The sequence below is a fragment of the Psychrobium sp. 1_MG-2023 genome, assembly GCF_030689115.1.
In the GTDB taxonomy this organism is placed as follows: Bacteria; Pseudomonadota; Gammaproteobacteria; order Enterobacterales; family Psychrobiaceae; genus Psychrobium.
The window spans coordinates 102,598-115,713 of record NZ_JAUYVJ010000004.1; the positions used below are offsets into that span (position 1 = coordinate 102,598).

Here is a 13,116-nt window from a genome sequence, read left to right on the forward strand (position 1 = left end):
TACTCAGCAAATATTTTTAAATTTAGGAACCCTCATGACCCTTGAGCAAACAGAACAAATAATTGACCAATTCGTTGCTAACATCCTTGCTAACGGCAGTGATGATGAGCTTTTTGCTAGTGGTTACTTGCAAGGTCATTTAGATTTAATTTTGAAAGGCTCACAGCAAGCACAACACAGCTTTGAACAATTTATGCAGCGTATGGAGCAGAGCCTGAGTGATGCTTATGGCAAAAATGAACTGAGCCAGATTGATAGAAAACTAGTCGAGCATTGCTGGAGTGAGCTGAAAGTTAAAATCTGCTAACTTAGCGATCCTGGAGTCAATCGGCTCAAAAACTTGTCATTGAAGGTATACCTGATGCGTGCTCTGCTTCTTACATTTGTATCACTATTTATCTTATCAGGTTGTAGTGAGTCTTTGCTTGATGCTTCTGGGAAGATAAAAGAGCGAACTGACTCTAAAACTCATTCCATAGATCGTTTTGATGATGGCCCTTATCTGTTGTTTGATGGTGCCGAGATTCTTGAGTATAACATTAAACAAAATCGACTTTCTGTGATGCCATTTCATGGGGTGTTAACGATTAATGATGTTGTGCCTTCTACCAATGACACATATCAAGGTGTGAGCAAAATTGCAGCCATTAGTGATATTCATGGGCAAGTAGGTATATTCAAGCAGTTACTAAAAGCAAATGGTATTGTTGATGCTCAATATAATTGGCGGTGGGGACAAGGGCATCTAGTCATTACAGGTGATATCTTTGACCGTGGTGATACCGTCACCGAAGCATTATGGTTGGTTTATAAACTGGAGCAACAGGCCATTGACGCTGGCGGTAAAGTGCATTATTTACTCGGTAATCATGAATATATGGTTCTAAGGGGAGATGAGCGTTATATCCACCCCAAATATGCATTTACGTTAAAAGCTATGGACATGAGCCTTAAGCAACTCTTCAATGATGATAGCGTGTTAGGGCGTTGGTTAAGAACAAAATCAACCGTAATTAACATTAATGGTTACGTCTTCTTACATGGTGGTATTCATCAAGATTACCTCGATCTAAAACTCAGTCTAGAGCAAACAAATGCCCTATTTCGTCAAAGCATTGGCTACAGTAAGGCACACTTAAAGCAGCAACCGACAACTGCTACCTTATTTGGACGTACTGGTCCTATATGGTATCGAGGTTTCTTTAAAGACGACACATTAAGCCAAGCAAGCGTTGAGCAATTACTTAAGCAATTAGGGGCACACCATATTGTTGTGGGTCATACCTCACAGGAAAAGATTGAGACTCGATTCTCACAGCGTATTTTAGCTATAGATACTTCTATTAAGCGTGGTGAAAAAGGGGAGCTATTGATCATCAAAGACGCCGCTAAAGAAGAACATCATCACCGTTTGTTACGTGGCTCCTTAAATGGTGTGATCACGCCGCTCGTACAGTCTTAAATTTTTAGTTACATCACCTCTAAAGTGCTTGCACTATCGCTGCAATAAGTGATAATTCGCCACGAATTTTTTTGTAAGTAAAAAGGGTTGATAGTGCAACTGTTAACAATCGATTGTTTAGGGAAACCTCTTCGTCTTGAAGGCTCAATGGCTGGGTGGCAGCAGCTGTTTTGGGGTGACCAGTGTGTTTCACAAATTCCCGCGAGTGGTGATACACCACCGACTCAGTCACATGAGTTTCAACTAGAAAGCGAGCAGGGCATTATTACTGTTCGGTTAGATGTAGGATTGACTTGGCAACCATTTTCTTTGGATTATCATCTGACTGTTAATGATGACAGTCTGTCCCAAGGTCAACTAACTGAACGAGATATAGAACAACGAGCCGTCAGTGGAAAACCATCTACGGCAGCTAAGTTTAGCCTAATTGGGATGGCTGGCTTAGGATTAAAGCTTCTTAAAAGTGCTAAAGTCGTTAAAGTGTTGTTTGCTGCAGGAAGCTTAGCCGCATACAGTTGGTTGTTTTCCATTGAGTTTGCCATCGCTTTAATTCTTTGTTTAGTGTTCCATGAGTATGGCCATATTCGTGCAATGAAATACTTTGGTTTAAAAACTAAAGGTATTTACCTTATCCCATTTGTTGGCGGACTTGCGTTATCAGATGATAAAATTAATACCCGTTGGCAAGATGTCGTAATCTCCATCATGGGGCCGTTTTTTGGTTTAATTCTGTCTGTTGTAAGTTTGATTGGTTATTGGATCACTGATTTAGAGATTTTAGCAGGGATTGCTGTTTTTAATGCGTTATTGAACGTCTTTAACCTATTACCGGTGCTCCCTTTAGATGGTGGTCATATACTTAAAAGCATTGCGTTTTCAATCAATTCAAAATTGGGCATTATTGCTTGTGTGTTAGGGGCCGTGTTTGGCGTCTATATCAGCTACCATTTTGGTTTAGCCTTACTAGGTTTCTTGTTAGCGATTGGTAGTATAGAGATCTTTTTTGAATACAAACGACGTCACATGAGTGAGTTGTTACCACTAGATCGTTACGGACAGATCGTTTCAACAATATGGTATATACTCACGTTAGGTGGTTTAAGTGCTATTATTTGGATTGTTGGTCAAACAGATAATGGTGCTTTATCACTACCGCTGAAAATACTTGGCAGCTAATGCGGCTCGCTAAATTTATTAGTGCGGCGGGCTATTGTTCGCGGAGACAAGCTTCTCGCTTGATAGAGCAAAATCAAGTAATCGTCAATGGAGATATCGCGGATCACATTCGCTTTATTTCCAGAGTGGATACCGTCACGGTTGCAGGCACCCCCCTTAATTGGCCGCAGGAGAGCGTGTATTACCTCTATCATAAACCTGTTGGCATTGATTGTAATTCAGATAAAAATAACCCCCAAAGCATCGCGCATATCATTGAAAAAATTGGTCAAGGCACACACCTTTTTGCGGTCGGCCGACTCGATAAAGACTCTCATGGCTTACTAATTATTACCAATGACGGGGATCTGTGCCACAAACTGCTCAGTCCTGACTACAACCATCCAAAGACGTATCAAGTGAAGGTGAAGCCTAGTTATCGTAATCTACAGCAAGGTCGAGAGTGTATTGACTCTCAATATATTGAACATCTCGAACGAGGCGTCATAATTGATGGGCAAATGACGCTACCTTGCCGGATAGAGCAAACGGGTCAGAATCAATACACAATCATATTACATCAGGGACTTAACCGACAGATAAGAAAGATGGCACAGAGTGAAGGGTTCATTGTTGTCGACCTTAAACGTATCTCAATAGCAGGCTTGAGTATTGAAGGGATTAAACCTGGTGGTTACCGCCGTATTAACTCGATTGAACAGCAAAAAATCAGTATTAAATAAACCTTAATTATTGCTATAATAAATTAGTTAAATGTAATATTTGTGTCATTGCGGTGGATAATTGATGGTAAAAATTCGACATTGTCTGTTACTGATTTGTTTATTGAGTAGTTATTTCACGACAGCTCATGCTAGCTGTGTATTGACTATGGGCTATAAGGAAGGCGATAAGTTACCATTAATTGGTAAGAGTCCTGATAATAGCGGCGTTTACCAAGAGCTATTTAGTAAAGCGGCACAACAGATTAATTGTGAGTTAAAGATTGTACGCCTGCCGAAAAAGCGCTTACATAATAAATTAGCAACGGGAGAGATAGATTTTTATCCTGGTGCGTCATTTTCTCATACTCGTGCAAGCTATCTCTATTTTGTTAAGAATGGACTCCACACCGCGCAATATGGCATAACCTTACCAAGTGTTCCTGAAATAACTGAATACTTTCAGGTGAAGGCATTTAATTTGCAATGGTTGATGGAACTCGGTAGCTCTAAATACGAAATTGCTAAAAGGATCGGAGCTCGTACACAAATTGTTAAATTCGTTGATATTGATAAGGCGAGAAAGCTATTGGAGAAAGGCCGCAACAATTTTTATGTGGCGGATAAAGAGCTGATTGATTATTACTTACTCAAGCATGGTGTTGAGACATTATCTGAGCTTGGCTTAAAAGTACATCATCATTGCTGTGGCGGTGATTCTCCGATGTATTTGGGGTTTTCTCGTGAATCTAAATACTTCGAGGAGCGGCCGAATCCAAATTATGACCCCTCTGCATTAATATCGCCGCAAAACTTCCCTAGTACCATTAAAGTTGGAACTATTGCGCATCAGCTTCAACAGGCATTAAATCAATTGGAGATGGCTGGCGAGTCACAGCAATTGTATCAACGACGGTTTCATATGCCTTAAAGCTCGTTAGCTTTTCTATATTGGCCATGATAGTCAAATATCTTCTCTTTGATTTGCCAATAATGCTTTTGTTTTTTAGCAATAACGAAATCTGGTGCGATTAACACATTGGTAACGTTGAGTACCTGCTCGACCGTTTCGAATGACATCGGCGTGGTTGCTTGTCCAAGACGTCGTCCAAATTGTTGATTAAAAGCCCTGATGGCACCGTTGTATTGAAAGTCAAAGCTTTCTGATAAACTGGCACCATCTTCATCATAATAAATCACTTTTAGTTTAGTAGTGGATTTAGTATCTTGACGCCACTCCATACCACTACAGCGAATGACCATCGAATCTTTAAGTTTTAACGCATTTTTTAAAAGCTGATCTGGGTCGATGATCGCTTGATCACATTGTGTACAGACTCTAGCCGCTATATCATTTTCAGCGCCGCAATGACCACACTCTTTAAAGCGAAATCGATAGTCACAGCGTTGTTTTTCGCCGTGCTCACCATACTCAATGCCCCAGCAGCGGCGACCATAGTGCTCAATAATCGCACCATCATCGTCAACCTTCCCCCAAAATGTATTGCCAAATTGGCAAATAGGGCAGTTAACCAGTACTGGGACACTGTCACTGTTTGGTTTAGAACTACCAACTTCCGGGCTAAAGATATTAAAGCCACTATTGGCGTAATCTATAATTAAACAGTCGTTCTTATCAGGAGCAAGGCGTAAACCGCGCCCAACAATCTGCTGAAATAAACTCACTGACTGAGTCGGTCTCAGTAGGGCAATAAAATCGACGTGAGGGGCATCAAAACCGGTGGTTAAAACAGCAACATTAACTAAAAATTTCAATTCTTTACGCTTAAATCGCTTTATTAAATCATCACGTTGTTCGTGAGGCGTAGTCCCAAGGATTAAACCGAAACTATGTGGTTTGTCGGGGAGGTATTGTGCTAAGTAATCGATAATCTCTTGTGCGTGCTTCGTGGTTGCTGCAAAGATCATGACTCCTTGTCGCCCACCTGCGAGTTGTACAATTTGTTCGACAATTGCTTGAGTTACCCGCGGGTACTTGGTCAGCAGGGTGTTGACCTCCCGTTCTGCTAATTCCCCTGACGGTTGTGCGCAGAGACTACTGAAGTCGTAATGTGCTATCGCGGCATCCACTAATGATGGTTTGGTTAGGTAGCCTTGCTTAATCATTAATGATAACGGCATCTCATAGATGCATTGTTTAAACACTGCTTGTTCATTACGGCTAAACCCATGGTAATGATCTTGATAAATCCAGCCTAAGCCCATGCGATAAGGCGTTGCTGTAAGCCCCAATACCTTTAATTTAGGGTTCGTTTTTGTTAAGTGTGTGATTATCTGTTGGTATTGATTTTGCTGGTCTTGTTCATTATTGCTTAAACCAATGCGATGACATTCGTCAATGATTACTAAAGAAAAGAAGTCGTTAAACTGTTCTAGGTTAGGTGCAACTGATTGCACACTGCCAAAGGTTACTTGATGGTTAAGGTTCTTTTGCTTGAGCCCCGCTGAGAAAATTCCCGCCGTTAATTCATAGCTTTGGTACTTGGCGTGGTTTTGTTCAACAAGCTCTTTAACGTGGGCTAATACTAAGATTTTATGCCTCGCCAATCGCGCTAATTCAGCGATTACTAGACTCTTACCACTACCTGTTGGAAGTACAATGACAGCAGATTCATCTGTTTGACGAAAATGTTTAATAGTGGCTTGTACAGCTTGTTGTTGATAAGAGCGAAGTTGGAATTTCATAGGGAAGCTTGAAAGGAAAGAACCGAAAAAATTATACCAATTATTAATGGTCTGTACATCAACTTTTAGTTGAGTTTAAATGTGATTTACGTGTAAATTGTATCTATGATAACTAGTCCTCGAGTGTAAAATGGGTCAATGGCAAATATGGGTTGATCGTGGCGGTACTTTTACTGATATTGTCGCGAAAACTCCAGCACAGCAGATTGTCAGTCATAAACTGCTATCTAATAATCCTACGCAATATCAAGATGCAACGGTTGCAGGGGTTCAGCAGTTACTGGCTAAGTATGCTGATCAGGGCTCTGATATAGAGCAAATACGTATTGGCACGACTGTTGCGACTAATGCATTACTTGAGCGAAATGGTGAACCGACCGCACTGGTCGTTACAAAAGGGTACGCTGATAGCCTATTAATCGGCTATCAGCATCGTCGTGATTTATTTGTGTTAGATATTAAAAGGGCTGAACCGTTATACGATTGTGTCGTTGAGATTAATGAGCGTGTCTTAGCTGATGGCCGTCAGTATATCCAGCTGGATGAAGCTGAAGTCACTAGCCAGCTACAGGCGTTGCATCAACAAGGTATTCGAAGTTTGGCAATAGTCTTTATGCACGGTTATCGCTACTGTGAAAATGAACAACGCGTCGCGCAAATTGCGCGATCGATAGGTTTTAGCCAAATCTCAACGTCCCATCAAATTTCCAAGTTGATTAAGTTTATCAGTCGAGGAGATACGGCGGTTGTTGATGCCTACTTATCACCCGTATTAAACCGATATATTGCTCAAACACAACGTGAGTTTACCTCTGTGTCACTGAAGTTTATGCAAAGCAGTGGTGGGCTTGTTGATAGCGAGCACTTTAAAGGGAAAGATGCGGTATTGTCTGGGCCAGCAGGAGGGGTGGTTGCGATGGCTGAAACGGCTAAGCAATTAGGGCATGAGCGTGTTATTGGTTTTGATATGGGCGGCACTAGTACCGATGTCTCATTATACAACGCAGGCTTTGAGCGTTGTTGGGAGTCTGAAGTTGCTGGCGTGAGGCTACGAGCTCCTATGATGAAAATTCATACTGTAGCAGCGGGTGGTGGCTCTGTATTAGGCTTTGAACACAAACGACTAACGGTGGGGCCTGATTCTGCGGGTGCTTACCCTGGGCCTTGTTGCTATCGCAATGATGGCCCATTAACAGTCACTGATATCAATGTGTTACTAGGAAAAATACAACCTGATTTGTTTCCGCACATCTTTGGGGGATCAGGTCAATTACCGTTGGATATTGAACGAACGCGCGAAAAGTTTTTACATTTGACAACCAACGTTAACCAAGTGACTTCACAGCAATTATCAGCAGAGCAATTAGCGCAAGATTACTTAACGATTGCTATTGAGCATATGGCAAATGCTATCAAAGAAATTTCGGTGGCTAAAGGGCATGATTTATCGACGTTTGTCATGACTTGTTTTGGTGGTGCCGGCGCTCAACATGCATGTTTAGTCGCGCAAGTTTTAGGGTTAGAGAGTATTCTAATCCATCCGTTATCCGGTGTGTTATCGGCGTATGGGATGGGATTAGCACAAGTGCGCTGTGTTCAACAAGAATCAGTCGAGGAATTACTTGCGAACTTATCACTACAGCAAATAAAGGAGCGCGTTAAACAACTGTCAACAGAAGTGATTAACGAGTTAGAAGCACAGCAAGTTCAGCGTTCTCATATAAAATCAAGCGCTAAACTACTTATTCGTTATCAAGGAAGCGACAATTCTATAGCTATTAACGTAACAGAGCTAGAACAGTTGAAAGCACTATTTGCGACACGCCATATGAGTCAGTTTGGCTTTATAAATAGTCAACAGCCCTTGATCATTTCAGCGATTGAGTGTGAGGCTTATACCGTTGACTCATGTGATGACGCTTGCTTCAACGTAGAACATGCTGGCCGTTTTACATCATTAGCGCCAGTACATGGCCTACGAAACGTTTATTTCAATGGAGTTAAATTCAACGCGCCATTTTTTGCAAAATCACAGTTAAATCTTGGTCTAAACCTAAAAGGGCCAGCAGTGATTGTTGATGAGGCAACTACCATCATTATAGAGCCCGGTTGGGATGCCGTGTTATTAAAAGATGGAACGATAAAGCTTGTTCACTCTGGGGCTAAGCATGTTCAAGCTTATGATACCCAATGTCAGCCAATGCTGCTTGAAGTGTTTAATAATCTGTTTATGCATATTGCTAAAGAAATGGGCTTAGCATTACAGGCCAGTGCATTATCCGTAAACATTAAGGAGCGTTTAGATTTTTCTTGCGCCATCTTCGATAAGCAGGGGGAGCTGATCGCAAACGCGCCTCATATGCCAGTGCACCTTGGTTCAATGGATCAAAGCGTTAAGAGTATCATTCAACAGAATGGTCAGATGAAATCGGGTCAAAGTTTTTTAATCAATAGCCCGTATCATGGTGGTACGCACCTTCCTGACTTAACTGTTGTTACACCTGTGTTTGATCAAGATCAGCCGCAGCAGCTATTGTTTTTTGTTGCGAGTCGTGGCCACCATGCTGACATCGGTGGTATCTCGCCAGGGTCTATGCCAGCACAAAGTACTCATATTGAACAAGAAGGGATCTTATTTGAAAACTTTCTATTAGTTGATGATGGTGAGTTTAATGAGCAGGCTTTGATTGAAGCTTTAAGTAACGCAACATATCCAGCGAGAAATATCGCCCATAACATTGCTGATCTTAAAGCGCAGCTTGCGGCAAATAATAAAGGTATTGCAGAGATGCGCCGAGTGATCACACAGTATAGTTTTGATGTGGTTGACGCCTATATGCAACACGTTCAAGACAATGCGGAGGATACGGTCCGTGAATTAATTAAGACTCTCGATGACGGCAAATTTAGTTATCGGTTGGATCAAGGCAGTGTGGTTAATGTATCGATATCAATTAATAAGAGCTGCGGAGAGGCTACCGTAGACTTTAGCGGTTCTAGTACAGCACAACGTGACAACTTTAATGCACCTTATGCTGTGACACGTGCGGCTGTTTTGTATGTATTTAGATCCCTAGTGGAGCAAGATATTGCACTTAACGCAGGGTGTTTACGACCGATAAAAATCATTGTAGAAGATGACTCGATGTTGAATCCATCATTTCCTGCTGCCGTTGTTGCAGGTAATGTCGAAACCTCACAAGTCGTCACTGATGTTCTTTTAGCCGCACTAGGTAAACAGGCAGGCTCGCAAGGAACAATGAATAACCTCACTTTTGGTGATGATAACCACCAATATTATGAAACAATTTGTGGTGGCAGTGGGGCAGGCCCCGGGTTTAATGGTCAAAGCGCAGTGCAAACGCATATGACTAATTCACGCTTAACTGATCCCGAAATCTTAGAGTCTCGTTTTCCCGTAGTGCTAAAAAGGTTTGAACGACGACAGGGCAGTGGTGGGCAAGGTCAGTATTGTGGCGGGGATGGTGTGATACGTGAATTGGAGTTTTTAGAGCCAATGGAAGCGTCAATTTTATCTAACCGACGGAGCGAGGCGCCCGTCGGTATTCTGGGGGGACAGCCGGGCCAACTTGGTGAAAATTATTTGGTCACATTCGGTGGCCAACAAAAAACGATTGCTGCTTGTGCCAAAGTCAATATGAACGTTGGTGATTGTCTAATGATAAAAACGCCGGGCGGAGGTGGCTTTGGTCGAAAGTAAGCAGATAAGGTTTAAAAGTGAAGGCCATTGAGTATTAAAATACTGATGGCCTAGGTTTTTATTGTTGCGGTAACTTATTTTTGGCTTCAATCCATTGTGCCATGTATTTTGTACTCTTATGGGCATGGTGGCGGAGCATCATGCCAGTGAAATTAGCTAAACGGTGTTGTTCTAGTGAATCAATTGTTTGGCTGATAGCTCGGATCAGTTTATTGCCCAATGTTGTTTTATTATATTGTTGATAAATAATGCTATCGCCGTGGACTACCGCTTGCTGCCAAGCGTCTAGGTTGTTGTATAAATGAACGGCAAGATAGGCAAATGTTTGTGGATCGTTACTAATAGCACCTGACCACGGGAGGTTGTGATGCATAGCTTCACTGCCAATACTAGTGGTAACAGAGGGGGTACCATTAAGCATGGAGTCGGCAAGTTTACCTTTGATGCCTGCGCCAAAACGAATAGGAGCAAGGCAAACTCGTGCTTGACCAATTACTTCGTGGGCATCTTTAGCCCAACCTTTAACATGAAAACCTTGTTTTGGGTTATGAAGTGCTGTTGCTTTGGGTGGGGGGTAAGCGCCATAGATATGTAAGTTAGCTTGTGGTAACTGCTGTCGGATCAGCGGCCAAATACTTTCTTTAAGATAACGCACAGCATCCCAGTTTGGTGCATGTCTAAAATTACCGATGGAAACGAAGTCTACGCGTTGTTCGAAACTAAGGCGTGGACGCTTTAAATGTTGCGGATCGAGCATAAACGGTAAGTGATGTAATAGCGCCCCATCGACTTTATAGTGGTTTTGTAACAACTCCATCTCATATGATGAAATAATTAATGATAAATCACAACGTTGTATCGCGGCTATTTCTCTAAGTGCAATATCACTGGACAAATCTTGTGCAGTGACTTCTCGACTCTTTTTAAAAGCGGTATGTCTTGCATCACGAAGGCTATGCAAGTCTTCAGTATCTAAAATACGTAGAGCGTTAGGACAGCATTGTTCAACTCGCCAGCCAAATTGCTCTTCCATCATAAAGCGATCAAACATCACTATATCTGGCTGAAGCTCGCTAATGTAATGATCAAAGCTTTCATCATTTAGGGTGATACTGACTTTTTTTACACGAAGGGATGCCAAATCGGCCATATGCTCAGAATCTTGTGCCGGACTAGCGAAAGTGACCTGCCATTGTTGTTGCTGAAATAGCTCAATAAGCTCCATCATGCGAGTACCAGCGGCTGATGAGTTAGGCTCTGGCCAAACGTAACCAATAATTAATACTTGAGTTTGCTTCATATACAACTTTTTTATAACTGAAGAAATACCAATTATAACTAAACTGAATAGTATGAACAGTGAAAATTACATGAGGGTAAAACGATGGTGATACCCAGAGGGGTAAACCTTATCAGTGAGTTAGCCTCCGATAAGGTTTATGTATTTATTCGCTAGTGGTGTTGTTTAAGTAACGACTGATAACCACCACCGTTATGTAACTGAGTATAGCCTTGCTTAGTTAGCGCTTTAAGGGCTTTTCCAGAACGGTTACCAGAACGGCAATATAAGACAACTTTGCGGTTTTTACGAACTTCAAGTTGTTTAAACAGCGTGACAGCTTGGTCAAACGGGATATTAATTGCACCTTTGATATGCCCTTGGGCATATTCTTGGGCTGTGCGCACATCAATCAGTAGAGCACCATGATTAATTTTAGTCCAAGCTTGCTGCTCTCGTGTTTGATGCGTATGTTCGCTACCGCCGTGGGCTATTGCAGCTGTTGTTGTAAACAAGCCCAGCACAACGAGTGCTAAACGCAGGGAAGAACAAATTTTCATAGTAAGCCTTAATTATTTATTACACTCAGATTTTAACCCTATCTTTTTGAAAAACCAAGCTGCAGGACAAAAACCAGTAATTGAGTACTGCACTAGATTGAGCCCGATAAACACACTGAACCACATAAATAAAGGGCTGAAAAAATGGGTTAATGCAAGTGAAAGTAATACCATCATTCCTGCAAATGCCAATACGGCACGTTGATAAGTCATGTGAGACCTCCTGTTAGTAAAAGTAGGTTATGCGGGCAAATGCATTGTCATTTTCAGCGAGTTGCCCGAAAAATGTATTGCTCATGCCATTAATCACATTAACACCAGCACTAAGGGTCAAATTATCATTGTATCGGTAGCTTGTGACCGTACGGAGGTAACTATCGTGATGATTTGTAGAATGAAAAATCATAGCTTGATGCTGCCACCTGTTATCAATCGATAAATAGTTAATGCGTAAGCTGACCAATTTTCTATCGAACAGTGGTAGCTCGACTTGAGTCGATTCCTTAATATTGTCATGCTCAATATAGACTTGTAATCCCATACTCAGACGGGGGACTACCTCACGCTCATAACCAAGTAAAAACCTGCTGTGCTGGTTTTCATAGCGATGGTTGTTGCGATTGCTTTTAAGACGGTATGTGGCCAATTCACTATTGAACAACCCACCGCTAAACGGGGTAACAATACTGGCTCCAATTGCTTTTAAGTGAGGGTAAAAAGCGATCCCATTTCTAGCCACCACTGTAGGAGTATTGAGCTGACCATGATTAAAGTAAATGGCATAATCAGTTTTCTGGTGAGTGGTATAAAACCTTGCCGCGTATTCCGTTTGTGGTGAGTGATGTATGGCCTTAGGCTGCGATGGTAAATGAAAGTCGGCCGCTGTGGTTAAGGTGTCACCACGATTGCTCTTTAAAATAACAAAGTCGCTGTTGAATGTGTCACCAAAATAGTTAAGCTTAATACTATCTTGAGCGTCTTTGAGGTATTCATCAGTTTGGCCAGAAAACATTGCCTGCCAGTTTTTATTGAATAAATCATTAATAAACAACAACTCCGCAGTTCCCCAGCTGAGTGGTTGGCGGCCAATTTTTATGGCTGTTCGGCTCAAGGCGTGTTGATTTATCCATGACTGTTCGAATGATTCATTGGCAAACGTCAATTCATTGAGGTTAAACGAGGCGGTCAACTGCCTGATAGAAACATCACTCGACTGACGATTGATGTTATAGCTAACATCGAGCTTGCCTTCTAACTGGCCAAAGTCATAATCGACATGGCTTTCTGAGCGAACGATTGCTGCCGAAGGAGCTCGTTGCTGCGGTTTTTTTGTATTAGAACGACTCAACCAAGGTGTGATGTATAAACGCGCAAAGCCATTAATAGTTTGCCATGCAGTACTTTGCTCCTGCCATTCATCTTCCCATTCATCTTGTGATTGTGAAAACCCAGTGGCAGGTAGTGTAGTTAGCAATAGTACAACGGTAGAGTATGTTAGATATTTAAACATG

General features: G+C 41.8%; 11 protein-coding genes. 6 read left to right on the top strand and 5 right to left on the bottom strand.

All coding sequences use genetic code 11. The features are described from left to right. Positions 1–34 precede the first annotated feature (34 nt). The 5 genes from Q8W26_RS03395 to Q8W26_RS03415 all read left to right on the top strand — a co-directional run bounded on the left by Q8W26_RS03395 (position 35) and on the right by Q8W26_RS03415 (position 4,270). Positions 35–307, top strand: a complete 273-nt coding sequence (locus Q8W26_RS03395; protein ID WP_101214094.1) for a YfcL family protein — start codon at positions 35–37, stop codon at positions 305–307. Between the two features lie 54 nt (positions 308–361). Then, the gene (locus Q8W26_RS03400; protein ID WP_101214095.1) at positions 362–1,462 is read left to right on the top strand and encodes a metallophosphoesterase; all 1,101 of its coding nucleotides are present in this window, start codon (positions 362–364) and stop codon (positions 1,460–1,462) included. A gap of 93 nt (positions 1,463–1,555) precedes the next feature. After that, on the top strand, positions 1,556–2,638 hold the full coding sequence (locus tag Q8W26_RS03405) for a metalloprotease (protein ID WP_101214096.1): 1,083 nt from the start codon (positions 1,556–1,558) through the stop codon (positions 2,636–2,638). Then, positions 2,638–3,360 (top strand): pseudouridine synthase, encoded by a 723-nt coding sequence (locus tag Q8W26_RS03410; protein ID WP_101214097.1) that lies wholly within the window; start codon positions 2,638–2,640, stop codon positions 3,358–3,360. The genes Q8W26_RS03405 and Q8W26_RS03410 overlap by 1 nt, the downstream gene beginning before the upstream one ends. Positions 3,361–3,424: 64 nt before the next feature. Further along, complete coding sequence (locus tag Q8W26_RS03415; protein WP_101214098.1) at positions 3,425–4,270, top strand: ABC transporter substrate-binding protein; 846 nt, start codon at positions 3,425–3,427, stop codon at positions 4,268–4,270. Here Q8W26_RS03415 and Q8W26_RS03420 read toward each other — a convergent pair. Then, positions 4,267–6,045: a DEAD/DEAH box helicase gene (locus tag Q8W26_RS03420; RefSeq protein WP_101214099.1), complete on the bottom strand. Its 1,779-nt coding sequence runs from the start codon at positions 6,043–6,045 to the stop codon at positions 4,267–4,269. The genes Q8W26_RS03415 and Q8W26_RS03420 overlap by 4 nt on opposite strands. 130 nt (positions 6,046–6,175) lie before the next feature. Here Q8W26_RS03420 and Q8W26_RS03425 point away from each other — a divergent pair, with 130 nt between their 5' ends. After that, the gene (locus Q8W26_RS03425) at positions 6,176–9,766 is read left to right on the top strand and encodes a hydantoinase B/oxoprolinase family protein (protein WP_101214100.1); all 3,591 of its coding nucleotides are present in this window, start codon (positions 6,176–6,178) and stop codon (positions 9,764–9,766) included. 58 nt (positions 9,767–9,824) lie between these two features. Here the strand turns inward: Q8W26_RS03425 and Q8W26_RS03430 are convergent, their stop codons facing one another. From Q8W26_RS03430 to Q8W26_RS03445, 4 genes are all read right to left on the bottom strand, one after another. Then, the gene (locus tag Q8W26_RS03430; protein WP_101214101.1) at positions 9,825–11,066 is read right to left on the bottom strand and encodes a glycosyltransferase family 4 protein; all 1,242 of its coding nucleotides are present in this window, start codon (positions 11,064–11,066) and stop codon (positions 9,825–9,827) included. 152 nt (positions 11,067–11,218) lie between these two features. Further along, positions 11,219–11,605 carry a rhodanese-like domain-containing protein gene (locus Q8W26_RS03435; protein ID WP_101214102.1) on the bottom strand — a complete coding sequence of 129 codons (387 nt, stop codon included), beginning with the start codon at positions 11,603–11,605 and terminating at the stop codon, positions 11,219–11,221. Positions 11,606–11,617: 12 nt separating this feature from the next. Then, positions 11,618–11,818, bottom strand: coding sequence for a DUF2892 domain-containing protein (locus Q8W26_RS03440; protein WP_101214103.1), 201 nt, complete (start codon positions 11,816–11,818; stop codon positions 11,618–11,620). Between the two features lie 13 nt (positions 11,819–11,831). Further along, positions 11,832–13,115, bottom strand: coding sequence for a hypothetical protein (locus Q8W26_RS03445; RefSeq protein ID WP_101214104.1), 1,284 nt, complete (start codon positions 13,113–13,115; stop codon positions 11,832–11,834). Between the last annotated feature and the right edge of the window lies 1 nt (position 13,116).

Bases quoted from the DNA above. Each gene is read 5' to 3' on its own strand.
- Q8W26_RS03410 (WP_101214097.1), top strand. From the start codon at position 2,638: ATGCGGCTCGCTAAATTTATTAGTGCGGCGGGCTATTGTTCGCGGAGA.
- Q8W26_RS03415 (WP_101214098.1), top strand. From the start codon at position 3,425: ATGGTAAAAATTCGACATTGTCTGTTACTGATTTGTTTATTGAGTAGT.
- Q8W26_RS03440 (WP_101214103.1), bottom strand. From the start codon at position 11,818: ATGACTTATCAACGTGCCGTATTGGCATTTGCAGGAATGATGGTATTA.
- Q8W26_RS03445 (WP_101214104.1), bottom strand. From the start codon at position 13,115: ATGTTTAAATATCTAACATACTCTACCGTTGTACTATTGCTAACTACA.
- Q8W26_RS03430 (WP_101214101.1), bottom strand. From the start codon at position 11,066: ATGAAGCAAACTCAAGTATTAATTATTGGTTACGTTTGGCCAGAGCCT.
- Q8W26_RS03395 (WP_101214094.1), top strand. From the start codon at position 35: ATGACCCTTGAGCAAACAGAACAAATAATTGACCAATTCGTTGCTAAC.
- Q8W26_RS03425 (WP_101214100.1), top strand. From the start codon at position 6,176: ATGGGTCAATGGCAAATATGGGTTGATCGTGGCGGTACTTTTACTGAT.
- Q8W26_RS03435 (WP_101214102.1), bottom strand. From the start codon at position 11,605: ATGAAAATTTGTTCTTCCCTGCGTTTAGCACTCGTTGTGCTGGGCTTG.
- Q8W26_RS03420 (WP_101214099.1), bottom strand. From the start codon at position 6,045: ATGAAATTCCAACTTCGCTCTTATCAACAACAAGCTGTACAAGCCACT.
- Q8W26_RS03400 (WP_101214095.1), top strand. From the start codon at position 362: ATGCGTGCTCTGCTTCTTACATTTGTATCACTATTTATCTTATCAGGT.